Source organism: Flexivirga endophytica (assembly GCF_014640635.1).
GTDB classification, from domain to species: Bacteria; Actinomycetota; Actinomycetes; order Actinomycetales; family Dermatophilaceae; genus Flexivirga; species Flexivirga endophytica.
On the sequence record NZ_BMHI01000004.1, the window covers coordinates 371,685 to 396,285 of the forward strand.

Below are 24,601 nucleotides of genomic sequence, written 5' to 3' on the forward strand. Positions count from 1 at the left end.
CATCACCTCTTCGATCCGGCGCTGCGCGAGCGCGACGAACTGGACTTCTTGGTCGTCCGCCGCGAGGAGGCCGACTTCTTCGCGGGGGCCTTCTTGGCTGCTGACTTCTTGGCCGGCGACTTCTTCGCGGGGGCCTTCTTGGCTGCTGTCTTCTTGGCGGGGGTCGCCTTCGCCGCGGACCTTGCGGACGCTGTCTTCTTGGCGGGGGTCGCCTTGGCCGCAGACCTTCCGGATCCTGATTTCTTGGCGGGAGTCGACTTCGCCGCGGACTTTCCAGATCCCGACTTCTTGGCTGGGCGCGACTTGGCCGCGGCAGACTTCTTCTTCGGGCGCGGCGCCGGCTCGTCCTCGGGCTCGTCCTCGCCCTCTGGTTCGTCGTCGTCGGACGGCTCGGCCTCGTCCTCTGGTTCGTCGTCAGGTTCGGCCTCGTCGGACGGCTCGTCCTCGTCCTCGTCCTCAGGTTCGGCCTCGTCGGACGGCTCGTACTCGTCCTCGTCTTCGGCCTCGTCGGACGGCTCGTCCTCGTCCTCGTCTTCGGCCTCGTCGGACGGCTCGTCCTCGTACTCGTCGTCATACTCGTCCGTGCCTTGGTCCTCCTCATCGGAGTCCTCGTCCTCCGACCCGTTGACGACCTCGCCTTCCACGACGTCTCGACCGGAGTCGCGCAGGGACTGCGTGACGTGTTCGAGCTGCGTGGTTGCGGTCGCCAACGCGGCTGCCTTCGCGGCCTCCACCAACCTGCCGGTGATCTGTCCCTGGAGCTGCTTGAGCTCAGGATTGTTCTCCACCAGCTTCGAGCCCTGCTTGAGCAGCGCCTGCGGGTTGGTGGCGATCCGCTGGCCGGCCAGCATGCTTCCGAGGGCGATGGCCAGTTTGAGCTTTCCGGTTTTGCCGAGCAGATATCCGCTGGCCACGCCGACGGCGATCTTGGTCTTTGCGCTCATCGTCTCCTCGATCCTTGTCATTCATCGCACCCACGCGGTGTCAATGGTGTTTTCCGAACGACGGTTGTCCGTTCCGCCGCACACAGCTCTGGACCTTCCATACCCAGCCGCGTCCGCAACTACACGTCCCGTCGAACGCACTGTCTTCAGCTGAAGGCGAGCCTGGCCGCGTCGACCGGCCGGTCGCGGGGTGTGGAGATCGCCCGGAGGGACGTGGTGTCTCGGGAGAGGTCGCGAGATCCAATAATCGATTGGTACGACTGACGATTCACCGCAAGGATGTAAACCTCCACGGGCGCGCTGGAGACGCCTTCGCTGGTTCACAGGCCTCTTCGGCCGTCAACCACCCCGACGTGTATGACGGACGGCGAGCGGCGTAGCTCAGGGGTCAGCGGGCGAGAAGGCCGACAACGGTGTTCAGCACTGCCCGGGCAACGGGGAGCTCTCGGCTCCGAGGCGTTCTACCGACTTCTGTCGGTGGCCGGCACGTCTCCGGCACTGAGGACCTGTGCGGCGGTCAGGGTGCCGTCGGCGAGCTGGGCGGCAACCTGGGACAAGCGGCTCTGAGTGCGACGGGCGTAGGCACGCAATGAGCGGAATGCGTGGTCCATGTCGGTCGCGCCCGAGGCGGATAGGATGCCCTTGGCCTGCTCGACGATGAGGCGGCTGCTGAGCGCTCCTTCGAGTTGGGTGACCAGGACACTGCGGTGGTGGATCGCCCGCTCGGACAGGATGCCGATCGTTGCCACGTCCGCCAGTGCCCGCGCGACGCCCAGGTCGGCGTCGGGCATGGCTCCGGTGCGAGTGCGGAAAAGGTTCATTGCGCCGATGATTTCGTCGCGAAGTCGCATCGGGACGGCGTCCACGGCGCGGAAGTCCTGTTCCGCGGCTGCCGGCACGAAGCGTGGCCACTGCTCGGCGCGTTCTGTCAGGTCGGGGACCGACACCGGCTCCCCGGAGCTGACGCAGTCGACGCAGGGTCCCTCGTTGGCCTGTTGCTGGAAGAGCTCCAGCAATCGCGTGTGTTCACTCGTGGAGGCCATCACCCGCAGCCCGCCGCGGGGGTCGACCAGGAGGATGCCGGCCGCGTCGGCGCGCAGCAACTCCGCGCAGTGCTCGACGAGGTCCTGGAGCAGGTCGGTGATGTCGTAGTCGCTGACGAGGGTGTCGGACAGCCCCACGAACGCCCGCACGAGCTGCTTTTCGCGATCTGGTGTAGTCATGGCGTCTCCTGTGCATCCCACCGGTGCAGGTTCGTCTTCGAGTCTAGATGTGCGTCCTGTCGTGACCTTTTGCTCATGGAGTCGTCTGTCACGGTGGGTCCGGGTCGTCGGCTTGCAGGACGAGACGGCGCGCGACGATGTCGGCGGACACGTCCTCCAGGGTGCGGCCGTGCGCGAAGGCGTGCGCGCGAAGGCGAGCGAACGCTACCGCAGAGGTGACACCGCCGAGCTGGACCATGGACATGCCGGTGGCCTGGTGGACCGCGTGGCTGCCGGGGACACCGTCGCCGAGCCATGCGCCGTCCTGGCCGTCCAACAGGGTGTTGTCCTCGCCGACCTGGGTAAGTGCAGCCGCGAGAACGTCCGCGGCTCCTAAGGCGAATGCCAGCTCTTCACGGTCCAGCTCGCCGGTGTCTCGCCGGTAGCACAACACCATCCCGATCACGGTCACGCCGAGTCGCATCGGAAAGGCGAACAGGGCCGCGACCGGCTCGCCGGCCAGTCGGTCGGTCAACCCCGGCCACGCCGCCTGCCACGCCGCGTCACTCAGGTCCGGGACCAGTACCGGTCGAGCAGCTGTGAACGCGTCCAGGCTGGGGCCGTCCCCGACGATGTGTTGCGCCTGCTCGACGGCCGTGATCACCTCGTCGGTGGCGGCCAAGGTATGCCGTTGCGCGTCGGGAGTCATCAGCGTGACAGCGGCGCCGTCTCCAGGCAACGCGCGCGAAGCCACCTCGGCGACAGTGGTCGCCGTCGTCGGGCCGCCAACATCGGCTCGCAGCGCCGCGGCGAGAGCGGCACGAAGCCGGCTCAGGTCACCCATCGCGGTGGCACCTGTCCGGCAACGCGGGTGTCCATGACCTCTCCCATCCGCCGATCATCGGCCGTGGAATCGGGGGCCTGCCGCCCGGGCACCACTGCGCTCGACTCTACGCGGCCGGGTGCGGCGCGATGGTGCAGGCACGCCCGGCCAGCAATCATCGGCTGCGATCTGCGGCGGCTTCCGACGTGGGTGGGGCGGGGGCGAGTTGGTCCAGCACGTGTGCAAGGACGGGATCTGCGCCCGGGTCCGGCCGCTGGTGGCCGCAGCTCACCTCGCACACCAGCGCGGCGACCTCGCGGACCTTGATGTTGGTGTCTTGTGAGACACGGTCGAGCACGGCGAACGCCGTCTCGGCGTCAACTCTGAACTGCCGCATCACGACACCCTTGGCTTGCTCTATCACCGGCAGGCTGAGCAAGGCACGCTGCAGGTCACAGATCTGCGCTTGCAGTGCTGTCGTGTCCGCCGCCGTGGCCCCATCGTCATCGGTCGGGAACGGGACGACATTGGAATGAGGCGTCAGACGGGGTACCTCCTACTGGGGATCAACACAGTGGAGCCACCGGGGTCCGGGGTGACCAATCAGTCCAGCATAGCGTTCCTGGCACCTCGTCGACGCTGCCGTCGTTGACCATCTTGCAGCCGACGACGATGTCACAGGCAATCGTGCGCGATCATCTCAGTCGGCGCCCAGATGCCGACTGGTCCGACCCAATCGCGCGCTTCTCGTGTTCCTCGGGCCTGCCGACTGCGCCAGGGGTCGGGTTATCCGGCCCGGTCCGGCCACCTCGTCCGTCCGTCAGTCCAGGTGTCGGTGACCTGGGTGCCTTGGACCGCGTTCTCGAAGTCATGGGTCTCAGGCGCCAGTCTCGAATGTTCTCCGCGGGGAAGTTCATGATTGAAATCCTTTGCTGCTAGATGCATTCAGCGTCGTACCCGTTGTCGCGAAACGGGACCGGTGTCGCCGGGACAGGCCGAGCCGCGCACACATCAGCGCACTCATGATCCTCCCGCCGACCAGACCCGTGAGACTCAGCGCCCGATCTGACGGAAGGCCGCAACCAGGACCGTGACCAGGAAGACCAGCATCATCATCAGATAAGGCGCGGCGCCCCCTTCCCGGATCGCTGAGGCGCGGGTTCGCCATATGCTGGAGCTGCCGGGTGAATTGGGCCGGGCTGCCGGGGGTGCGCCGGAGCCGACGAACAGCACCGAGCGACACACCCGGGCGCGGCGCTGCCCCGGTGTGATCGCAGTCCTGGCAGTCATGTCCTACCTCTTACCCAGTGACCGGCGCATCACACCCCGGCCTGAACGACATCGAGGGCTTCCTGCCTCCGGTAGCGCCAGTGACCCGGTCTGATGTCGCGAGATTCGTAGCGCCCATCCGTGGGTAGAGCAAGCTCATGGCATTGATATCCAGTACAGGATTTGCTCATGTGCGGCTGACGGTGACCGACATCGGCCGGTCGAAGGCGTTCTACGACCAGGTGTTCGGGTGGCCGGTGGCCATCGACGCTTCCGACCAGGTCGACGAGCCGGGGGTGAGGACCTCCCAGGAGAAGTTCTATGGCGGCACGATCTATCAGACCCCGCAGGGAACCCTGTTCGGGTTGCGCCCGGTCGGAGCCGATGGCTTTGACCCCGGCCGCACCGGTCTGGATCATGTCAGCTTCTTGGTGGAGTCCCGAACCGACCTGCAAACGGCGGCGGATGCGCTGGACGGCGCCGGCATCGAGCACGGGCAGGTCCGCGATCTGCCGGATGCGGGCTTGTCGATCCTGTCCTTTCAGGACCCGGACAACATCAACATCGAGCTGACCGCACCGTTGAGCTGAGCAGCGCCCAGGTTTCTCCCGGCAAAACCACGGGTAGGAGCCTGCGGGGTTGCCAGCTGGCGCCTCGGCAGATGACCCGGTGGAGCGACCGCCGCGTCGGCCCTGAGGGGAGAAAGAGGCACAGGTTATGCAGACGAAGGCGAAGCTCATGGTATCGGCCGTGCCGGTTGCCGCGTGTGTGGCCGCGCTCGGAATGGGTGCGGGAGCACCGCCCGCCCACGCCGCCGGAAACGACAGCTATCAGGCGAAGTTGGCACCGGTGCCGATGAATACTCCGTCCGGCGCGGCGTCGGGGAATCTGATGCTCACGATCAACGGTGACCAGGCGACGGTCAGCGAGACCGTGTCCGGTCTCGCGCCGAAACTGCCGACGGACAAGAAGACGTTGTCCTCGCTCGGGATCCCGGCGGCGTTCGCGGGTAAGCCGTTCCCGCACGTGCAGCACGTCCACATCAACGGCCAGGACAGTTGCCCGACCTCCTCGGACGACAAGAACGGTGACGGCGTCATCAGCACCGTGGAGGGGCAGCCGGCCTACGGCAAGATCGGCACGACCTTGTCGCTCAAGGGTGACACCAGCGCCAAGACCGCTACCGATGTGACGGTCGCTCCCGGTGGTGGCAGCTTCACCTACAAGCGCACGTTCACCTTGAACGCGGACACCATGTCGGCGATCAAGAACAACAAGGCAGTGATCGTCGTGCGCGGGCTGAACCCGGCCACCGCGCCGAAGGCGTCGCTGTCCACTCCGAACGAGCTGGGTGCGACGCTGCCGGGGCGAGCAAGAAGCTCGCCCTGATCGGTACTGCCCCTGCACTGTGCGGCAAGCTGGCCCCATCTCAGATGACCAGCATGCCGACAGGGGGAGTGCAGACCGGTGGTGGCAGCACCTCGGGCACCCAAGACCTGGGTCTGTTCTACGGGGCCGGCGCCCTGCTGCTCGGTGCGGGAGCGGTGCTGACGGTCCGTCGCCGCTACGGCAAGCAGCACGGAACATCCTGCTGACGATCCCGGCATGAATGCCGACACACCCGGTCACCACGGTCGACGCTGGGCGGCAGTGGCGGCCGGGATGCTCGTCATCGCAGCGGTGGTGTTGGTGGTCATCGGCGTCCGCGGTCAGGTGCACGCTGCCACGCCGCCCACGTCGGCGGCGCACCCGGCCGCCGAGGGAGACCTGCCTGCGCCGTCGTCGGGCACCTCCTCGCCGGCATCTTCGGCGCCATCGAGTCGGGCTACGGCCAGCCGGTCCACTCCGTCGGTCGTCGGACCCGTGTTGCCCCGGTCGAAGCCCGTCTCGGTGAGCATTCCCGCTATCGGGATCGAGCACGCCCACTTGGCCGGGTACGGCAGAGACAGTCACGGCGCGATCGCCGTCCCGCCCGCCACCGGCGGCGTGCCGCCCGGCTGGTACACCGGATCTCCCACCCCCGGACAACTCGGCCCGTCGGTGATCGTCGGGCACACCGACGCCGCCAAGGACGGGCGTTCCATCTTCTTCCGACTGGGCGAGCTACGCCCCGGGAACAAGGTCCAGGTCACCCGGGCCGACCACACCGTCGCGACCTTCACGGTCGACAGCCTCGAGGACTACCCCAAAGCGGCGTTCCCGACCGCCCACGTCTACGGAAACATCAACCACGCAGGACTGCGTCTTATCTCTTGCATCGGCAAATTCGACCGCGCCACCGGCCACTACCTGGACAACATCGTTGTCTATGCGCATCTTACGTCGAGTCACCCCGCCTAACCCAGCGCCAAGGTCCGGCCCGAAGTAAGTCCGGACTGCGCCGCGCCCGCGCGTCACTGCCCGTCCGGCGGCACGTGGGTGGCCTTGTGGCGATGCTGCAGGATCGCGAGGTGATAGTGGTGGGCCGCGCGGCGGGCGCGCAATCGGAGGCGTAACCAGCGGGCCCGCGTGGGGACCGGGAACGGCGCCACGGCGCCGACGCTACAGGTGACCCCGGCCAGCGCCAGAGCCGCGGCCACGAACGCCCAGGCGAGGCCGACCGCGCCGCTCAGCGACAAGGCGATCAGGGCGATGAAGCAGACCGCCGCCCCTCCCGCGCGGATCAACCGGACCCGCCGCGTCCAGCCGTGGCGACGGGTGACCAGCTGCCTCATGAATTCCGGGTCGTCGAGGCACAGGTCGATCATCAGCCGGTGGAACTCGCGCTGCTCCTGCGGGGTCAGTGCCATGACGGACTCCTGTGCTCCATCAGTTCTCACGTCTCGTGAAGCCCCGCCCGCTCGGCGTTCTTGCCGGACGCGCTCGCGGGACTCTCGTTCGTGTCGTTCGTGTTCTCGCTCGGACGATGCACTTGCTCGTTCAGTCAGAGGTCGTCCGGACCGGCCGAATCGGCGGCGTCCGGGGTGTGCTTACCGGTGGAGCCGCCGAGGTTGCCGGGTAGCTTGCCCGCCACCTGACCTGAGCGGTCCTTGACCTGCCGCGTCGCCTCGAACTTCTTGGCCTGGACTCGTGGGTCGCTCCACAGCTCGCGGACCTTCGTCTGAATCTGGTCGTACCGTTCCCGGCCTGCCTTGGCACCCAGCACGTAAGCGGCCGCCGCGATGGCGCCCGTGATGATCTTGCTCATTGTTCTCTCCGGAGGACTGATCGGGTTCCTGTTGCGCCCTGGTGGGGGGAGGTGGCGGCCGGGCCGTTGGTTGCGCGAGGCCGACCACCGCCATTTCGAGACGATCCGGTCAGAGGCCGAGCTTGCCGCCCAGCTCGCCGCCACCGAGCAATTCGCCGGGGTTGATGCCCAGCTTGCCCAACTTGTCGGCGTGCTCATCGGTGTCGACCTTGTCGGGTAGCTCCTTGTCGGCCTGGTCGGCCTTGTCGCTGTCGCCCTTGGACTTCAGTGCGTCGATGATCTGGCTCTTGTCGATCTGCATGTCGTGCGTTCCTTTCTTCGTCGACTTGCGGGTCACCGGGACGTCCTCGGTGACCACGTACTTGGACAGCCGCGCCCGACCGCTCTCGCGGGTCTGGCGTGCCCACGTCCAGTCGCTTTGCTGTCTCCCAATGGGATTGGTGCTGCGTGGACTGAGGGAACGGTGCCAGGGTCCGGGGCAACACTGCTGCGAGAACAAGACGTCTGCACGGCGTCAGGTGCTGTAACTACCCCCGGCTGGTGAAGGAAAACGTCACGCGACGATTCCGGGTCTTTCAGCGCCTCGGCCGGGACGACCCGATCGCCGTTGACCATGCACATGGAGCCGGACCAGTTCGACGCGTAGATTGGATGGCAAGTGCAACGCGGGGGCGGGCCGATGATCGCTGTCGATCGGCGATGCCTGCGCAGACCGATGAGAACCGAATGAAAGCGAGTTGGTCGCAATGTCGCATGACGGACAGGACTTCGGTCGCGCTCGAGCGTTCGAGCAGATCAGCCACGACCTGCTGGACACCACTGGCGAGCAGCCCACTCTGGCGTTGACCACCCAGCTCGCGGTGGAGACCGTCCCGGCGTGCGACGCGTGCGGCGTCTCGATCCGCCGCCCCGACGGCAGCGTCGACACCCCGGCGTGCACCTCGCCGCTGGTTCAGAAGGCCGATGCTCTGCAGTACGAGTTCGGGGAAGGTCCCTGCCTGGACGCGGTGTGGAAATTCGACATGTACGTCATCGAGGACATGAGGTCCGAGACGCGCTGGCCCCGGTGGGCGCCGGCGGCGGCCGACCTCGGCTTCCGGTCCATCTTGAGTGTGCGCCTGGACACCCCGGAGCGCACCCTCGGTGGGCTGAACCTCTACGCGCGTGACCCTTACGCCTTCGACAACACCGACGTGATGATCGCCAGCATCTTTGCCCGGCACGCCGCCAATGCGCTGACCGCCACCCGCCGCACCGACGGCATGCAGACGGCGCTGCGGACCCGGCAGGCCATCGGAATCGCTCAGGGCATGCTGATGCAGCGATACGGACTGACCCTGGATCAGTCGTTCGAACTACTGCGCCGCTACTCCAATCAGGAGAACATCAAGCTCCGGGTGCTGGCCGAGCAGCTGGTCGCCGCCGGAACCATCACCGATGGCATCGAAGAGACGCTCGCAGCTGGGAAACTCGCGCCGGGGGCAGGCACTCTCAGGCAGGTGTCCCCACCAGCGGTCTGACCCGGCCGCACACCCATTGGGTGCGGTAACGGCAAGTGACGCAGGAGTCCGGCGGCGTTCGGTCTAGTGCGACTCGTGACCTGAGGACTCGCCGGGTGCGGCCGGCGGTCCGTACAGCGCCCGGGACAGCCGGTCGACGCGTCCTTCAGCCACCGCCTCGCGCAGTGCGCGGCGGAATCGCCCAGGACCCCAGTAACGCCCGCCCACCATCTGGAACAGGTCAGAGGTATTCAGCGCGCCACGATCGGCCAACGCCCGGGCGATGGACTCGATCTCGTCGTCAAGCACGTCAGGTGGTTCCGTCGGGTCGGACACCGACATCCGAGGAGACCAGAGAGTGCGTCCCGGACCCGGGCGGTAACGAGCCGCCCCGGTGGTCTGTTCGCGTCGCCGGCGCTCCTCCATCGCCCTGATGCGTTCGTCCCGGGCCCGCCATTCCTCGTCCCTGTGCTGGCTTCCTTCCCGGGCCCGCTCCTTCCCATCCGCGGCATCTCGCGCGGGATCACCATCCTTCACTCCTTCGGCGGTGAGCGGCGTTGCGATGCTCTCCAGGCTCTTGCCCTCCGAATTCACGCCGAAGAACAGCTCGATCACGCCACCGACCGCCATCACCACGGCTCCGATGATGAAGCCCAGCGCGATCAGCGAGGTGTCACCAGAATCGATGAACCGGCCAAAGAGCAGCGGACCCGCGATCCCTCCGGCAGCGGTGCCGACGGCATAGAAGAAGGCGATCGCCAGGGCACGGGTCTCCATCGGGAAGATCTCGCTGACAGTCAGGTATGCCGCGCTCGCGCCCGACGAGGCGAGGAAGAACGTCACCATCAGCATGGCTTCGAATCCCCATACGCCACCGGCGGAATCGACGATGACCCATGCGAGGATCAGCCCCGCGGCGGCGGAGCCGAGGTAGGAGATCGCGATCATCGGCTTCCGGCCGACCGTGTCGAACAGCCGCCCGAGCAGCACCGGCCCGAGGAAACTGGCCACGGCATACAGGATGAAGAAGATCGGGATCCGGTCGGACGACACGTTGTACGCCTTGCCCAAGAGGGTTCCGAGATCGAAGGTGATCCCGTTGTAGAGGAACGCCTGGCCGACGAACAACGAGAGGCCGAGGATCGCCCGCTTCGGATAGAGCGTGAAAGCGACCTTGGCGATCTCCCGGAACGGGATCGCCTGCCGTTGCCGGACGGTGATGCTGTCGCCCGGCTCGGACAGTTCCTGGCCGGTCTCCTCCTCGACGCCCTGTTCGATGCCGCCGACGATCCGTTCGGCCTCGTCCTCCCGGCCGTGGATGAACAGCCAGCGGGGGCTCTCCGGCACGTGTCGACGCACGAGGAGCACCAGCAGCCCGAGGACCGCGCCGAGCCCGAAGGCCAGCCGCCAGCCGAGGTCGGCCGGCAGCACTGCCTTGTTGAGCAGCACGATGGCCACTGCGGCCCCGCCCGCGGCACCGGCCCAGTAGGTCCCGTTGATGATCAGATCGATCCGGCCGCGGACTCGGGCCGGGATGAGTTCGTCGATGGCCGAGTTGATCGCCGAATACTCGCCACCGATACCGGAACCGGTGAAGAACCGCATGAAGAAGAAGTACCAGGGCGCGAACGCGAAGGCGCTCAGCACGGTGGCGGTGATGTAGACACCCAGGGTGAGCATGAACAGCTTCTTACGACCGAACCGGTCGGTCAGCTGCCCGAAGAAGAGCGCTCCGACACAGGCGCCGACGACGTAGATGGCGCCGGCCATCCCGATCTGCGCCGACGTGATCGAGATGCCACTGTCGCCCTCGGTCATCCGGGCGGCCACATTCCCGACCATCGTGACCTCGAGGCCGTCGAGGATCCACACGCTGCCGAGCCCGATCACGACCCGCCAGTGGAACTTCGCCCACGGCAGCCGGTCGAGCCGTGCCGGGACCTTCGTGGTGATCGTGCCTGTCTGCACACTCATGCCGGCCTCCTCCTCATGTTGCGGCGCCCCTTCGATTGCGCAGGAATCGCCACAGCCGCAAGGGGAACATCCCGAGAAGCGGCGCGCGCTTGCCGGTGTCCTGACCGTCCCGACGGTCGAATGCACGTGCGTACCTGTTCGCGGCAGCGGCAGACTCATAGATCTTGGATCCCGTGTGTCCGCCGCACCATTCGCAGGACCACGTCATGGTGTTGTCGTGCGCGCGGAACCGGATCCGGTGACCGACGACCACGCACTTCCAGTTTCGTGGTCGGTGCTCGTGGTCGGTGGTCCTCACGTCATGCCTCGCAGAGACTCCGCGCTGCGGCGGTGACCGCTTCGGCGTCGATGCCGGCTGCGTGCATCAACTCCTCGGGAGTGCCCGACGTCGGCATGATGCCCACGGCGAGCTTGCGGACCACTGGGCGTGCTTCGGACTCCGCCAGTGCTTCCAGGACTGCGTCCCCGAGCCCTCCCTCGGCACGATGGTCCTCGACGGTGATGATCGCTTTTGTGTCGGCAGCAGCGCGGCGTACTGCGTCTTCGTCGATGGGCTTCACCGAGTAGCAGTCGATGACGCGTGCCGTTATGCCCTGTGCGGCAAGGAGATCCGCGGCCTTCACCGCCTCGTCGACGGTGACGCCGCAGCTGATCAGCGTCACGTTGTCATCGTCGCTCTGCCGCACGGTCCGGCTACCGCCGACATGGACGCGCTCGTCGGGCGCCGTGCGCACCGTCGTCTTGCCGCGCAGCACCCGCAGGTAGGAGATGCCGCTGCGATCGGCGATGTCCTCCATCAAGCAGGTGACCTGGTTCGCGTCGGACGGATGCAGCACGGCGCTGCCCTGGATGGCGCGTAGTGACGCCATGTCCTCCAACGCCATCTGCGAAGGACCGTCGGCGCCGATGGCGACACCTGCGTGTGATCCGCACAGGCGTAGGTCGGCACGTGACACTGCGGCCATGCGGACGAAGTCGTAGGCCCGCGCCCAGAACGCTCCGAAGGTCGAGGCGAAGGCCGTCCAGCCGCACGTGCCGAGGCCGACGGCAGCGGCTGCCATCTGCTGCTCGGCGATGAACATCTCGAAATACCGTTCGGGCTGAGCCTTGGCGAACTGGTCGGCGTGCGTGGAGTTCGAGACCTCGCCGTCCAGGGCGACGAGGTCCTCACGGGTTGCCCCGAGCCAGGCGAGGGCAGCGCCATACGCCTCGCGCGTCGAGCCGTCGGTGCCGACCTCGTATGACGGGCGGTCTGCGTGCGTGCTCGAGAAACGGTGCGGCTCCTGGCTGGTGTCGGGACGCTGTACGTCGACCTGCAGGTCCCGGAGGCCGCCGAGCTCCTGGACCGCCGAAGCTGCGTCGTCCAACGGCTTGCCGTGCTTGCCCGGCTGGTCCTCGACGGCTTTGACCCCCTTGCCCTTGAGTGTGCGGGCGATGATCACGGTCGGCTTGCCAGAGACATTTGCCGCCTCGTCATACGCCTCGTCGATGGCCCGCACGTCGTGGCCGTCGACGACGATCGGATGCCAGCCGAAGGCGGTCGCCCGGTCGGCATACGCCTGCAGGTCGTGGCCGAGCATGGTCTCGCGGGTCTGCCCGAGGCGGTTGACGTCGATGATGGCGGTCAGGTTGTCCAGCCCGCGCCAGCCGGCGTAGTCGAAGGCCTCCCAGATCGATCCCTCGGCCATCTCTGAGTCACCGCACAAAACCCAGACGCGGTAAGGGAGTTGCTCAAGGTCCTTGCCGGACAAGGCGATCCCCACCCCGATCGGCAGACCCTGGCCGAGTGACCCCGTCGCGACATCGGTCGGGGGCATCCTCGGTGTCGGGTGTCCCTCGAGCCTGCTGTCCAGCTGGCGGTAGGTCCGCAGCTCCTGCTCGTCGATGACACCTGCCGCGTGCAGCATCGCGTAGTAGAGCGGCGAAGCATGGCCCTTGGAGAAGATCACATGGTCGTTGTGTGGGTCGTCCGGTGTCTGCAGGTCCCAGTGCAGGTGGCGGGCCATCAGCACCGCGATCAGGTCGGCCGCTGACATGGACGACGTGGGGTGACCCGAGCCGGCCCGATCGCTCATCACCACCGAGTCGACCCGAAGTTGTTGGCCCAGCTCAGCGCAGAAATCCAAGTCCGGCCGAGTGTCCGAGGTTGTTGTCATCGAGTGTGCTCCTCTCAGCGACGCAGGATGAGCGGCATCTACCCGTCATCGCAAAGGTGGAAACCGGGGAGGTTCGGGAGGGTTGGGTCGTTGCTGCTGCGGGTATGCGGCGGGGATGACGCACGCAGCTGTAGTCGACGAGGTCGAGGTCCGAGCGCTGTCGTTCGCGACGTCGGCGCCGGAGAGCGACGGCACCCTGACGTGGGATCACACCAACGTCGTGACCGTGGAAGTGCGTGCGGGCCCAGAGGTCGGGCTCGGGTGGTCGTACACGTCGCCGGCGGCGGTGGAGATCATCCGATCGGTCCTCGCGCCGGAGGTCTTGGGCGAGGATTCGTCCAGCCCGGGACGTCTGTGGGAACGGATGCACCGTGCCTGCCGCAACCTCGGGACGCGCGGTGTGGCGATGGCAGCGATCAGTGCGATGGACATCGCGTTCTGGGATCTGCGCAGCAAAGCGCTGCGGGTGCCGCTGGCAGACCTTTGGGGTGCGCACCGCGACTCGGTCCCGGTCTACGGGTCCGGCGGCTTCACCTCCATGGACGACGGTCAGCTCGACGAGCAGGTCGAGGCGTGGCTGAGTGCCGGCTGTTCGGCGCTGAAGCTGAAGATCGGTGAGAATTGGGGGCGCAACCTGACGCGTGACCTCGACCGGGTCGCCCGTGTCATGGCCAGAGTGCGCGGCGACGCCCAGGTGATGGTCGACGCGAACGGCGGCTACTCACGAAGCCAGGCGATGCACGTCGGCCAGGACCTGGACCTGCTCGGCGTGACGTGGTTCGAGGAGCCGGTGTCCAGCGAGGACCTGCCGGGGCTCGGACAGTTGAGCGATGCCCTGAACTGTGAAGTGGCCGCGGGGGAGTACATCGCCGAGATCTCCGATGCGCGCTCGATGTGTGAGGCCGTCGACTGTGTCCAGCTGGATGTGACACGGTGCGGCGGCTACACGGGGTGGCGGCGGTGTGCGGCATACGCGCACGCGGTCCACGTCCCTGTCTCCGGGCACGGCGCGCCCGCGCTGCACCTGCCGCTGGCACTCGCAGATCACACAGTTCGCCACACCGAGTGGTTCAGCGACCACGTCACCGTGGAGGAACAGTTGATCGAGGGGGCACCGGCCGTCCGAAACGGGCAGATGTCGTCGGTGCGCCCCGCGGCCTTGGGGCACGGTTATCGGCTGAAGGACGTGTCGCGCTTCGCGGTCGATGATGTCTCGACCCAACGTGTCGGTATGCGCGCAGTCACCTCACTGGACGCGCATCGGCCCCCACGGCTCACCTGAGCCGGCTGTGTCATCGCCGGCAAGAGCGGGTATGGCGCGGGTATGGACCAGAAGAACATCGACGACGTACCCACAGCGATTGAGATCGTCGGCGCGGTCACGGCGCAGCATGGCATGATCCGCGCCGCGTTCCATGCCGCGAAGACCGGGTCCGAGAAGGATCAGGAAGTGGCCACTGAGCGGCTGTTGCGGTTGCTGGCCATGCACGAAGCTGCCGAGCAGTTGACGGTCCACCCCTCGCTCGCGCACGCCGGGGGTGGTCCGGTCGGGGTCGGCGACGACCGCATGGCCGAGGAGCGGCAAACGGTCCAGCTGATCGAGCGGCTTCAGGAACTCGACCACGGGTCGTACGAATACAACATGCAGCTCGCCCTGCTCGAGGAAGCCGTCACGCATCACGCGACGGCCGAGGAGTCCTCCGAACTGCCGTTGTTCGGCGAACTCGGCGCCACCGAGCGAATGAGGATCGGGCAGGCGCTGCACGCGGTCGCGACCGCAGTGGAAGGCGAGTGCCCGATCGAGTACGGGACCTTCTCCACCATGGTTCGGGACAGCACGACCTGGCTGGCCGGCTGACGGGAGTCAGCGCGATCTGTTGCAGTCCGTACTCGACCGATCAGCGGCGCCGCGGTGCCACAGAACGGCACCACGCTGCACACGGTGCAGTCGGACCTGGCCGACTTCACGTTCCGGCTTTCCGGCGAGCCGACATCGGTAAGCCTGTCTCGAGAACGCCGCCGGGGCCGCACTTCCGCTAATCACTGAACCCCGTCGGAGTTCGGGGGACAGCGAGCGAGGTGAGATTCACGCGCTCAGCCGGTCAGCGCCGCTTGATCAGGCTCCAACCGCCGGGCCCGACGGCAAGACCGACCACGATCAGCACGATGCCCAGAATAAGGCTTCCCTGGATAAGGGTCACGATGCCAGCAATCACCAGAATGACTGCCACGATCCACAATAGAAACGTCATGATCTCTCCTAAGGATGTACGGGGTAGGGGGAGCTGATGGGTAGCAAGTTGCACCTAAACAGGTCGCAGATTGCGGACGACCGTCACCGCTCGAGGAACTCGGTCTGTATCTCGGCTGAGTGATCAAGCGAATCGACACGTCCAAGGTGTCAACCAGCGGTGTCGGGATCCCTATTCACATCGCGCTCGAGGCCGTCATCATGCGACGTGTCGTCATTGTCGTGGGCGCGTTCACTGACACCGCCGCTAGCAACATCGTTCTCGGCACCGCCGCTGTCGTCCTCGTTGTGCGAGCCGGGTCCACCGTCTTGTTGGTCGACCTTCGCCCGTTGGCCCTCGTTCGTGGTGTTCATGACGACCTCCTGCCGTGAATGTCCACGAGTCGTACCCACATCCCCGAAATGCATTCTTGTCCGACGTGCGGCCATGTCACGCGTTGCTCGACGACCGGCCGAGCTTGGATGAGCAGCGGAGCCCTCGGCGACATGTCTGCGCGCGTCGGCCGGAGACTCCAGTCCTTAAGAGGGTTGCAGTTACGCCGCGGAACACGACGAAGCGGTCTCCGGCGGATTTGAAGTCGCGTGCGATGCGGGATGGTCGCGGAGCGGCCGGTTGAGGAGGCTGAGTGGGCGGCGATGGGCCGGGTCGCGCCGTCGCTGGGTGTCGGGACGCCGGACACGCTGCGCAAGTGGGTGCGGCAGGCTGAGGTTGGTGCCGGCTCGCGCGTCGGCGCCACGGCGACCTGTCGGAGGAGTCGCGCTGACCTGGAAAGGTCGGGCTGCAGCTCAACCGCGCCCGAACGGTCGCCATACGCTGCTAGGTTCGCGAAGATGAGTGATTCTCCGGAGATCGACATCAAGCCCCGCAGCCGCGAGGTCACCGACGGCTTGGAACGGACGGCATCCCGCGGGATGCTGCGCGCTGTGGGGATGGGCGACGAGGACTTCGCCAAACCCCAGATCGGGGTGGCCTCGAGTTGGAACGAGATCACGCCGTGCAACCTCTCGCTGGACCGCCTGGCGAAGGCTGTCAAGAACGGTGTGCACGCCGCCGGTGGATACCCGTTGGAGTTCGGCACCATCTCGGTCTCCGACGGCATCTCGATGGGGCACGAGGGCATGCACTTCTCGCTGGTTTCCCGTGAGATCATTGCGGATTCGGTCGAGTGCGTGATGATGGCCGAGCGGATGGACGGTTCGGTCCTGCTCGCCGGGTGCGACAAGAGCCTGCCCGGCATGCTGATGGCCGCCGCCCGGCTGGATCTGTCCTCCGTGTTCCTGTATGCCGGGTCGACCATGCCCGGTCAGGTGGACGGCAAGGACGTGACGATCATCGACGCCTTCGAGGCCGTCGGCGCCTGCATCAAGGGGCTGATCACTCGCGACGAGGTCGACCGCATCGAGCGGGCCATCTGCCCGGGCGAGGGCGCCTGCGGCGGCATGTACACCGCGAACACGATGGCGTCGATCGCCGAGGCGATGGGTATGTCGATCCCCGGCTCCGCCGCTCCGCCGGCAGTCGATCGGAGACGGGACGGGTTCGCACACCGCTCCGGCGCGGCGGCGGTCGAGATGCTGCGGAAGGGGATCACCGCACGCCAGATCATGACGATGGAGGCGTTCGAGAACGCCATCACCGTCCTGATGGCGCTGGGCGGATCCACCAACGCGGTGCTGCACCTGTTGGCGATGGCCCGCGAGGCCGACGTCGACCTGACCATCGACGACTTCAACCGGATCGGCGACAAAGTCCCGCACCTGGGGGACCTCAAGCCGTTCGGCAGATACGTGATGAACGACGTGGACAAGGTCGGCGGCATACCTGTCGTGATGCGTGCCCTGCTGGACGCGGGTCTGATCCACGGCGACTGCCTGACGGTGACCGGCAAGACCGTCGCGGAGAACCTCGACGACATCGCGCCGCCCGCCGTGGACGGTGACATCATCCGTCCGGTCGGGCACCCGATCCACCCGACCGGTGGGCTCACGATCTTGAAGGGGTCCCTTGCGCCGGAGGGTGCGGTGATCAAGAGCGCCGGGTTCGACGATGACGTCTTCGAGGGGCCCGCACGGGTCTTCGACGGCGAGCAGGCCGCGATGCGGGCGCTGGAGGACGGCACGGTCGTGGCGGGCGACGTCGTCGTCATACGTTATGAAGGCCCGAAGGGCGGCCCCGGCATGCGGGAGATGCTCGCCATCACGGGTGCGATCAAGGGTGCCGGGCTCGGCAAGGACGTCCTGCTGCTGACCGACGGGCGCTTCTCCGGCGGGACGACCGGGGCGTGTGTCGGGCACGTCGCACCGGAAGCGGTCGACGGCGGCCCGATCGCGTTCGTCCGGGATGGGGACCGGATCAGGCTCGACGTCGCGGGCCGGTTGCTCGATCTGTTCGTCGATGAGGACGAGTTGGCGCGACGTGCCGACGGCTGGGCGCCGCCACCGCCGAAGTACACCCGCGGGGTGCTGGCCAAGTTCGCAGCGATGGCCCAATCCGCCTCACACGGAGCGGTGACCGGCTGAGCGCGCGCTGGTTGCCGGGCCGATTTGGCAGGCATACCCGGTTGCAGCCGGGTCGATCGTCGTGACCCGCGGACCCGAACGCGAAACACCCTGTGCAACCGATGCGTTCGGATCCACAGGGTGTTCGTGTGTTAAGTGTCCGGAGGGGGACTTGAACCCCCACCCCCGTTAAGGGACTAGCACCTCAAGCTAGCGCGTCTGCCATTCCGCCACCCGGACAAATGGGTGTGTCAACCGTCCTCTTGGCCCGGCCAACGAGCGGAAACACTAGCACGCAGTAGCCGGTTTCCTTCAATCGTGCCACGGCCCGAGGCGGAAGACATTTGTCATCCCGGCAACCGGTCGTGGATCCACCGATCCGGTTGCTCAGACGTCCAGGCCGAAGTCCTTGATGACGCCGGCGAGGCCGCTGGAGTAGCCCTGCCCGACGGCGCGGAACTTCCACTCGGCCCCGTTGCGGTAGAGCTCACCGAAGACGAGTGCCGACTCGGTCGCGGCGTCCTCGCCGAGGTCGAACCGGGCGCCCTTGTCGTTGTTGGACGGGTCGTCGGCGTCGAAGATCCGGATGAACGCGTCGGAGACCTGACCGAAGTTCTGGCCCCGTGCGTCGGCCTGGTCGATCGACGCCACGAACGCGATGCGCTGGACGTCAGGGGAGACCTGGCCGAGTGTGACCTTGATCTGCTCGTCGTCGCCCTCGCCCTCGCCGGTGCGGTTGTCACCGAGGTGCTGGACCGAACCGTTGTCGCCGGTCAGGTTGTTGTAGAAGACGAAGTCGGACTGGTTGCGGACCTTGCCGTTCTCGGCGAGCAGCAGCACCGACGCGTCGAGGTCGAACTGCGCGCCGTCGGTGGTGCGTGGGTTCCAGCCCAGGCCGACGATCGCGGTCGTCATACCCGGTGCTGCCTTCTCCAACGAGATGTTGGCGCCCTTGCTCAGATTGACCGGCATGTGCTTTCCCCTTCGTGTCTCTGGCTGTTTCAGGTATGACGCTAGCGCGTCGCGATCGTTCCCGTATGTCGGAGGTGGCAGGCAGACTGCCGTCATGCTGGTGGAGCAGGTCATCACTGTGTCCGAGGCGGTGCGCGCGACCCGCTCTCGATTGGCCAAGCGGGACGCGGTGGCGCAGCTGCTGCGCGACGCGACGCCTGACGAGGTGCCGCTCGTGGCGTCATACCTGGCCGGAGTGCTGCCGCAGCGGCGCATCGGCGTCGGATGGCGCGGACTGCGCGACGCGCCCGAGGCGGCACCGAAGGCGAGTGTGACCGTGCGAGAGTTCGACGAGGTGCTGACCGCTGTGGCGTCCGTGAGCGGCGCCGGCTCCGTCGGGCAGCGCAAGGAGCTGTTGGCGACGCTGTTCGGCCGGCTGACCGCCGCCGAGCAACGCTTCGCCACCGGGCTGATCCAGGGCGAGCTGCGCCAGGGCGCCGGTGACGGCGTGATGCTGGCCGCGATCGCCCGGGCGAGCGCTGTCCCCGAGCCGGCGATCCGGCGTGCAGTCATGCTCGCCGGTTTCACGGCCCCCGTCGCTGCGGCCTCGATGACCGGCGGCGCTGATGCCGTGGCACAGATCGGGCTCGTCGTCGGCCGACCGGTCCGTCCGATGCTGGCCGGCAGCGCCCCGGACATCGGCGATGCCGTTGACCTCGCCCAGCACCAGCAGATCGAGACCAAGCTCGACGGCATCCGCGTGCAGGCACACAAGGTCGCCGACGAGGTGCGTCTCTTCACCCGGAGCCTGGAGGACATCACCGACCGCCTTCCCGAGGTGGTCGAGATCGTGCGGTCGCTGCGGGCCCACACCGTGGTGCTCGACGGTGAGGCCATCGCGCTGGACCCCGACGGGCGGCCGCTGCCGTTCCAGGTGACGAGTGCGCGCACCGGGAGCAGCGCCGACCCGCAGCGGCTGCGCGAGCAGACACCGGTGACGCCGAAGTTCTTCGACGTGCTGCATCTCGAGGGCGCGGATCTCATCGACCGTCCGTTGCGGGAGCGCTGCCGGCGCTTGGCCCAGCTGGTGCCCGACCAGTGGTTGGTCGAGCGGGCCGCCGTCGCGGATGAGGCGCAGGCGCGGGAGTTCTTCGCACAGCGCGTCGCGGGTGGCGACGAGGGCGTCGTCGTCAAGGATCTGGACAGCCCGTATGCCGCCGGCCGCCGCGGCGCGGGTTGGGTCAAGGTGAAGCCACGGCACACGCTCGACCTGGTCGTGCTGGCCGTCGAGTGGGGCAGTGGACGACGCAAGGGCTTCCTGTCCAACATCCATCTCGGGGCCCGTGACCCGGAGACCGGTGGCCTGGTGATGCTGGGCAAGACGTTCAAGGGGATGACTGACGAGATGCTGCGCTGGCAGACCGAGCGGTTCACCGAGCTCGCAACCGACCGCGGCGACTGGGTCGTGCACGTGCGCCCCGAGCAGGTCGTCGAGATCGCCTTCGACGGACTGCAGCGTTCCAGCCGTTATCCGGGCGGGCTCGCCCTGCGCTTCGCACGCGTGATCCGCTACCGGGACGACAAGACCGCCGAGGAAGCCGACACGATCGACACCGTCCGGGCACTGGCCGGGCAGTGATCCCGCGACGCAACCGTGGCAGGGTGGACGTATGACGCAAGCGGGCACCGGCGAGGACAACACGAAGCAACTGACTGCGGAGGATGAAGTCGTCCGGATCACGCAGGATCTGATCGGCATCGACACCAGCAACTACGGCGACGGCAGCGGTCCGGGTGAGCGCAAAGCCGCCGAATACGTCATGCAGGAATTGATCGAGGTCGGTCTCGAGCCGACCTTGCTGGAGAGCGAGCCTGGTCGCGCGTCGGTGCTGGTGCGCCTCGAGGGCGAGGACTCCGACCGTGGGGCGCTGGCCGTGCACGGTCACCTCGACGTCGTGCCGGCGAATGCCGAGGACTGGCAGGTAGATCCGTTCGGTGCCGAGATCAAGGACGGCTGCGTCTGGGGGCGTGGCGCGGTGGACATGAAGGACATGGACGCGATGATCCTGTCCTGTGTGCGGGAGCTGGCGCGCACCGGTCGCAAACCGGCTCGCGATCTGGTGGTGGGCTTCGTCGCCGACGAGGAGGCCGGGGGAGTCAAGGGCAGTCACTGGCTGGTCGACAACCACCCGGAGCTTTTCGAAGGCGTCACGGAGGCGATCAGTGAGGTCGGTGGTTACTCCGTCACCTTCGACGGCAAGGCGGGCCAACAGCGCGCCTACCTGTTGCAGACCGCGGAGAAGGGCATCGCCTGGCTCCGCCTGCACGCACACGGTCGGGCCGGGCACGGCTCGGTGCCCAACGACGACAACGCTGTGGTGCGCCTGGCGCAGGCCATCGCGCGCATCGACGCGCACGAGTGGCCGCGCGAATACATCGCGTCCGTCCGGCAGTTGCTCGACGGTTTGAGCGACCTGTCCGGCGTGACCTACAGCGACGCCGACCTCGGCCCGCTCCTGGACAAGCTCGGCGGCGCCCGCGGCTTCGTCGAGGGCACCCTGCGCGACACCTCGAACTTCACCATGCTCGACGCCGGATACAAGCACAACGTCATACCGCAGTCGGCGTCAGCGTCCCTGGACTGCCGTTACCTGCCGGGCCACGAGGACGACCTGATGGCCACCATCCGCGAGCTTGCCGGCGAGTTCGTCGAGGTCGAGGTGCTGCACCACGACATCGCGCTCGAGGCGCCCTTCGACGCGCCCCTGGTGGACAAGATGAAGCGCGCACTGCTGTCCCAGGACCCGCAGGCCGCGATCCTGCCCTACTGCCTGTCGGGCGGCACCGACAACAAGGCGCTCAAGCGGCTCGGCATCACCGGCTACGGTTTCGCTCCACTGCAACTGCCGGCCGACCTCGACTTCGCCCCGATGTTCCATGGCATCGACGAGCGCGTGCCGGTGGAGTCGCTGAAGTTCGGTGCGCGAGTGCTCGGCGAGTTCCTGCACGACTGCTGAGCGGGCATGCGGATCGAGTAGCGACGAAGGAGCGTATCGAGATCAAATGTTGAGTTGATGCTGGCCTCGATACGGGCCTTCCCCCGCTTCGCTCCGCCAGGACCTACTCGACCAGCAGGTATTACGCGGTGCGGCGGACCCGGATGATGCGGCGTCGCAACCACACCCGGCGGGCACCGCCGAGGTAGAGCCGAGAGCGCGCCAACTCCCAATGGCCGTATTCGGCGTGGTCCGCGATCACCTGTCGCACATCGGACCGGCTGGCGTCGCGTGGGAAGTTCAGCACGCGGAATTCGTACTCGGTCATCACGGCCATTATCACCCACGCCGTGCGGATCCATGGCGCGTTGGGGGCGTCGCTCTGTGCCGAACCACTACCGACCCGGTACGGTCAAACCATGACCGCTGAGCCACGTGCCGCATTGTCCGCCCTGGTGAGTGCGTTGGAGCGTCATCTGGAGGCCGCTGCATCACGCCGCAGCGAGAACGACCCGTCGGTGGTGGCCGCCTATCGCGATCTCGCCGACGCCTTCGAGGACTACGACGACGCCCTCATGGACACCTATGGCGAAGTCACCCCGTTGGAGGTCTACGTCGGGGATGACGACGAGGACGACTCCGACGACGAAGCGGACGACGATGACTCGGACGATGACGACACGGATGACGTGGAAGACGGCGACGAGCCGCGCTACGTCGGACTCTCCGGCGACGACGCCGACGACCTGGACTTCGAGGACGCCGACCGCTAGGTCATTACACCTGCTGCACGCGCGACACGTCGTCCAACGCCTGCGCGATCTGTGGCGGGAGTTGCGTCTCCGCACTCGCCAGCACGGTGCGCAGCTGCGTCCGGTTGCGCACCCCGACGACGAGTGAGCTGATCCCCGGACGAGTTCGCGTCCAACTCAACGCGATCTGAGCCGGGCTGGCGCCGAGGCCGTCGGCCGCGGTCGCCACTGCATCGACGACCGAGTCGGAGGTGCCGCCCAACCGGCGAGCGGCCCACCCGGTGTGCCGACCGGACGCAGCCCGTGAGTCAGCGGGCACGCCCCGGCGATATTTCCCGGTCAGCACTCCACCGCCGAGCGGAGCCCACGCGAGGACACCGGCACCTACGTGATCGGCGGCGGGCAGCACTTCCGTTTCCGGGCCACGCGCGACCAGGCTGTATTCGACTTCGTTGGCGGTCAACGGGATTCGTGCATCGCGCAGGATCGAGTGTGCCGCGACGAGTTGCCAACCGGAATAGTTGGACACCCCGACATACCGCGCTCGACCCGTCGACACCGCATGCTCGAGCGCGGACATCGTCTCCTCGAGCGGCACGTCGTCGGCCCAGGTGTGCACCAGCCACAGATCGAGGTGGTCCGTCCGCAATCGGTGCAGCGACGCGTCGAGTTGTTTCAACAGGGTGCCCCGCGAGGTGTCGACCACCCGTGAACCGGTCGTGCGGGAGATGCCGGCCTTGCCGACCAGCACCAGGTCGTCCCGGTCGCCCCCTGCGACGAGATCACCCAGGATCTGCTCGGCCGCACCGTCGCCGTAGCCGTACGCCGTGTCGATCGTCGTCCCGCCGGCGTCGCGGAAGTCCCGCATGATCTCCTCGGCGAAGATCTCGTCGACGGTGTCTCCCCAGTTCATCGTGCCGAGCGTGAGATCACTGACGCGCAGCCCCGACCTGCCCACATTCACCGATTGCACGGCCCAACCGTAATGGTGCCGGTGACCGAGCCGGTGGAGGCCGGTAGCGTCGTGTTCATGGATCTGGGCATCAACCTCGGCTACTGGGGTACTACGGGCACCGACGACCTGGCCGCGATGAAGGCACTCACGCAGGCCGCCGACGTCGCCGGCTACCGCGTCGCCTGGCTGGCAGAGGCGTACGGCTCCGACGTGCCGTCGCTGGCGGCTTACCTGAGCGCTTTCACCGAGAACCTCGAATGGGGCAGCGCGGTCTTCCAGATCCCGGCACGCACGCCCGCGATGGCGGCGATGACCGCCGCGACCCTGGACAAGATCACCGACGGCCGTTTCCGTCTCGGCCTCGGGGTGTCGGGTCCGCAGGTGAGCGAGGGCTGGCACGGCGTACGTTTCGACAGTCCGCTGGGACGCACTCGTGAGTATGTCGACATCATCCGGTTGGCGTTCGACCGCAAGAACGTCGAATACCACGGCAAACACTTCGAATTGCCGCTGCCGGACGGCCCCGGCAAGGCGCTGCGGCTGCTCCTGCTGCCGGAGCGCGCCCAGGTGCCGATCTATCTGGCGTCCATCGGTCCGAAGAACATGGAGCTGACCGGCGAGATCGCCGACGGCTGGCTGGGCATCTTCGTCAGCCCCGAGCATCTGCCGGAGCAGCTCGAGCAACTGCGCGTCGGCCGTGAGAGGGCCGGGCATGCCGATGGTTCGCTGGACGGCTTCGACGTGGCGGCGCAGGTCGGCCTGAGCATGGCCGGCGATCTGGACACCGGGGCGAACCGGTTGCGAGCGAACGCCGCGCTGTATGTCGGCGGCATGGGCTCCCGGAAGAAGAACTTCTACAACGCACTCGCGCGGCGGATGGGTTTCGAGGAAGCGGCGCAGGAGGTGCAGGACCTCTTCCTGGACCGCAAGCACCGGGACGCCGCCATGGCGGTCCCACGGGATTTCATCGACCGCACCGCGCTGATCGGCCCGCGCGAGCATGTTGCCGAGCGCCTTCATGCGTATGCCGAGGCCGGTGTGACGACGCTCAGCGTGTCGCCCACCGGCGACAGCCTCGAGGAGCGGGTCGCGGCGATCCACACCCTCGCGGACATCATGGACGCCGAAGGGTTGCGGTAGCGC

The 24,601-nt window shown here is 67.2% G+C and carries 27 protein-coding genes, 1 tRNA gene and 1 pseudogene; 13 read left to right on the forward strand and 16 right to left on the reverse strand.

Translation table 11 applies throughout. From position 1 onward, the window contains the following. Positions 1–2 precede the first annotated feature (2 nt). From IEX71_RS13755 to IEX71_RS13775, 5 genes are all read right to left on the reverse strand, one after another. Positions 3–944 (reverse strand): histone protein, encoded by a 942-nt coding sequence (locus IEX71_RS13755; RefSeq protein WP_188837608.1) that lies wholly within the window; start codon positions 942–944, stop codon positions 3–5. 461 nt (positions 945–1,405) lie between these two features. Then, the gene (locus IEX71_RS13760; protein ID WP_188837609.1) at positions 1,406–2,167 is read right to left on the reverse strand and encodes a GAF and ANTAR domain-containing protein; all 762 of its coding nucleotides are present in this window, start codon (positions 2,165–2,167) and stop codon (positions 1,406–1,408) included. 88 nt (positions 2,168–2,255) lie between these two features. Further along, the gene (locus IEX71_RS13765; protein ID WP_188837610.1) at positions 2,256–2,990 is read right to left on the reverse strand and encodes a GAF and ANTAR domain-containing protein; all 735 of its coding nucleotides are present in this window, start codon (positions 2,988–2,990) and stop codon (positions 2,256–2,258) included. A gap of 154 nt (positions 2,991–3,144) precedes the next feature. Beyond that, positions 3,145–3,513 (reverse strand): ANTAR domain-containing protein, encoded by a 369-nt coding sequence (locus tag IEX71_RS13770; RefSeq protein WP_308420986.1) that lies wholly within the window; start codon positions 3,511–3,513, stop codon positions 3,145–3,147. A 509-nt stretch (positions 3,514–4,022) separates the two neighbouring features. Continuing rightward, complete coding sequence (locus tag IEX71_RS13775; RefSeq protein WP_188837612.1) at positions 4,023–4,259, reverse strand: hypothetical protein; 237 nt, start codon at positions 4,257–4,259, stop codon at positions 4,023–4,025. Between the two features lie 170 nt (positions 4,260–4,429). Between IEX71_RS13775 and IEX71_RS13780 the strand changes: the two genes are divergently transcribed. From IEX71_RS13780 to IEX71_RS13790, 4 genes are all read left to right on the forward strand, one after another. After that, positions 4,430–4,828 carry a VOC family protein gene (locus IEX71_RS13780; RefSeq protein ID WP_229749724.1) on the forward strand — a complete coding sequence of 133 codons (399 nt, stop codon included), beginning with the start codon at positions 4,430–4,432 and terminating at the stop codon, positions 4,826–4,828. Positions 4,829–4,988: 160 nt separating this feature from the next. Next, positions 4,989–5,627, forward strand: a complete 639-nt coding sequence (locus IEX71_RS13785) for a hypothetical protein (protein WP_229749725.1) — start codon at positions 4,989–4,991, stop codon at positions 5,625–5,627. Positions 5,628–5,680: 53 nt separating this feature from the next. Beyond that, positions 5,681–5,833 carry a GVDTG sorting domain-containing protein gene (locus tag IEX71_RS22530; protein WP_229749726.1) on the forward strand — a complete coding sequence of 51 codons (153 nt, stop codon included), beginning with the start codon at positions 5,681–5,683 and terminating at the stop codon, positions 5,831–5,833. A 10-nt stretch (positions 5,834–5,843) separates the two neighbouring features. Continuing rightward, the gene (locus tag IEX71_RS13790) at positions 5,844–6,578 is read left to right on the forward strand and encodes a class F sortase (RefSeq protein ID WP_188837614.1); all 735 of its coding nucleotides are present in this window, start codon (positions 5,844–5,846) and stop codon (positions 6,576–6,578) included. 53 nt (positions 6,579–6,631) lie between these two features. On the opposite strand, the gene IEX71_RS13795 is transcribed toward IEX71_RS13790, so the two are convergent. The 3 genes from IEX71_RS13795 to IEX71_RS13805 form a co-directional block, all read right to left on the reverse strand. Beyond that, positions 6,632–7,027, reverse strand: a complete 396-nt coding sequence (locus tag IEX71_RS13795; RefSeq protein ID WP_188837615.1) for a DUF3040 domain-containing protein — start codon at positions 7,025–7,027, stop codon at positions 6,632–6,634. A 134-nt stretch (positions 7,028–7,161) separates the two neighbouring features. Further along, positions 7,162–7,425 carry a YtxH domain-containing protein gene (locus tag IEX71_RS13800; RefSeq protein WP_188837616.1) on the reverse strand — a complete coding sequence of 88 codons (264 nt, stop codon included), beginning with the start codon at positions 7,423–7,425 and terminating at the stop codon, positions 7,162–7,164. 109 nt (positions 7,426–7,534) lie between these two features. Then, positions 7,535–7,726, reverse strand: a complete 192-nt coding sequence (locus IEX71_RS13805; RefSeq protein WP_188837617.1) for a hypothetical protein — start codon at positions 7,724–7,726, stop codon at positions 7,535–7,537. A 445-nt stretch (positions 7,727–8,171) separates the two neighbouring features. On the opposite strand from IEX71_RS13805, the gene IEX71_RS13810 reads away from it, so the two are divergent. After that, the gene (locus IEX71_RS13810) at positions 8,172–8,945 is read left to right on the forward strand and encodes a GAF and ANTAR domain-containing protein (RefSeq protein WP_188837618.1); all 774 of its coding nucleotides are present in this window, start codon (positions 8,172–8,174) and stop codon (positions 8,943–8,945) included. A gap of 63 nt (positions 8,946–9,008) precedes the next feature. Here IEX71_RS13810 and IEX71_RS13815 read toward each other — a convergent pair whose 3' ends face one another. Further along, positions 9,009–10,898: an MFS transporter gene (locus tag IEX71_RS13815; protein ID WP_188837619.1), complete on the reverse strand. Its 1,890-nt coding sequence runs from the start codon at positions 10,896–10,898 to the stop codon at positions 9,009–9,011. A gap of 299 nt (positions 10,899–11,197) precedes the next feature. Next, positions 11,198–13,054 carry a transketolase gene (locus IEX71_RS13820; protein WP_188837620.1) on the reverse strand — a complete coding sequence of 619 codons (1,857 nt, stop codon included), beginning with the start codon at positions 13,052–13,054 and terminating at the stop codon, positions 11,198–11,200. Between the two features lie 115 nt (positions 13,055–13,169). Between IEX71_RS13820 and IEX71_RS13825 the strand changes: the two genes are divergently transcribed. Together IEX71_RS13825 and IEX71_RS13830 are read left to right on the forward strand one after the other, a co-directional pair. Then, positions 13,170–14,336: an enolase C-terminal domain-like protein gene (locus tag IEX71_RS13825; RefSeq protein ID WP_188837621.1), complete on the forward strand. Its 1,167-nt coding sequence runs from the start codon at positions 13,170–13,172 to the stop codon at positions 14,334–14,336. 42 nt (positions 14,337–14,378) lie between these two features. Beyond that, on the forward strand, positions 14,379–14,912 hold the full coding sequence (locus IEX71_RS13830; protein ID WP_188837622.1) for a hemerythrin domain-containing protein: 534 nt from the start codon (positions 14,379–14,381) through the stop codon (positions 14,910–14,912). Positions 14,913–15,156: 244 nt separating this feature from the next. Here IEX71_RS13830 and IEX71_RS13835 read toward each other — a convergent pair whose 3' ends face one another. Then, entirely contained in the window at positions 15,157–15,306 is a 150-nt protein-coding gene (locus tag IEX71_RS13835; protein ID WP_188837623.1) for a GPGG-motif small membrane protein, read from the reverse strand. 149 nt (positions 15,307–15,455) lie between these two features. Beyond that, positions 15,456–15,659 (reverse strand): hypothetical protein, encoded by a 204-nt coding sequence (locus IEX71_RS13840; protein WP_188837624.1) that lies wholly within the window; start codon positions 15,657–15,659, stop codon positions 15,456–15,458. 282 nt (positions 15,660–15,941) lie between these two features. On the opposite strand from IEX71_RS13840, the pseudogene IEX71_RS22845 reads away from it, so the two are divergent. Then, positions 15,942–16,082, forward strand: a pseudogene (locus IEX71_RS22845) (IS3-like element ISMyma3 family transposase); the annotation flags it as partial. 54 nt (positions 16,083–16,136) lie between these two features. Beyond that, positions 16,137–17,825, forward strand: coding sequence for a dihydroxy-acid dehydratase (gene ilvD / locus IEX71_RS13845; protein WP_188837907.1), 1,689 nt, complete (start codon positions 16,137–16,139; stop codon positions 17,823–17,825). Between the two features lie 136 nt (positions 17,826–17,961). On the opposite strand, the gene IEX71_RS13850 is transcribed toward ilvD, so the two are convergent. Continuing rightward, a tRNA-Leu gene (locus tag IEX71_RS13850) sits at positions 17,962–18,044 on the reverse strand. A gap of 147 nt (positions 18,045–18,191) precedes the next feature. Next, positions 18,192–18,776, reverse strand: coding sequence for a TerD family protein (locus tag IEX71_RS13855; protein WP_188837625.1), 585 nt, complete (start codon positions 18,774–18,776; stop codon positions 18,192–18,194). Between the two features lie 94 nt (positions 18,777–18,870). On the opposite strand from IEX71_RS13855, the gene IEX71_RS13860 reads away from it, so the two are divergent. Continuing rightward, a complete protein-coding gene (locus IEX71_RS13860) occupies positions 18,871–20,394 on the forward strand; it encodes an ATP-dependent DNA ligase (RefSeq protein WP_188837626.1) in 1,524 nt (507 codons plus the stop codon). A gap of 31 nt (positions 20,395–20,425) precedes the next feature. Beyond that, the gene (locus IEX71_RS13865) at positions 20,426–21,772 is read left to right on the forward strand and encodes a M20/M25/M40 family metallo-hydrolase (RefSeq protein WP_188837627.1); all 1,347 of its coding nucleotides are present in this window, start codon (positions 20,426–20,428) and stop codon (positions 21,770–21,772) included. Between the two features lie 121 nt (positions 21,773–21,893). Here the strand turns inward: IEX71_RS13865 and IEX71_RS13870 are convergent, their stop codons facing one another. Continuing rightward, the gene (locus IEX71_RS13870; RefSeq protein ID WP_229749727.1) at positions 21,894–22,088 is read right to left on the reverse strand and encodes a DUF5703 family protein; all 195 of its coding nucleotides are present in this window, start codon (positions 22,086–22,088) and stop codon (positions 21,894–21,896) included. Positions 22,089–22,170: 82 nt separating this feature from the next. Here IEX71_RS13870 and IEX71_RS13875 point away from each other — a divergent pair, with 82 nt between their 5' ends. Further along, entirely contained in the window at positions 22,171–22,524 is a 354-nt protein-coding gene (locus tag IEX71_RS13875) for a hypothetical protein (RefSeq protein WP_188837629.1), read from the forward strand. A 4-nt stretch (positions 22,525–22,528) separates the two neighbouring features. Here IEX71_RS13875 and IEX71_RS13880 read toward each other — a convergent pair whose 3' ends face one another. Next, positions 22,529–23,476, reverse strand: a complete 948-nt coding sequence (locus tag IEX71_RS13880) for an aldo/keto reductase (protein WP_188837630.1) — start codon at positions 23,474–23,476, stop codon at positions 22,529–22,531. Positions 23,477–23,497: 21 nt separating this feature from the next. Here IEX71_RS13880 and IEX71_RS13885 point away from each other — a divergent pair, with 21 nt between their 5' ends. Then, positions 23,498–24,598, forward strand: a complete 1,101-nt coding sequence (locus IEX71_RS13885) for an LLM class F420-dependent oxidoreductase (protein WP_229749728.1) — start codon at positions 23,498–23,500, stop codon at positions 24,596–24,598. Positions 24,599–24,601: the final 3 nt, after the last annotated feature.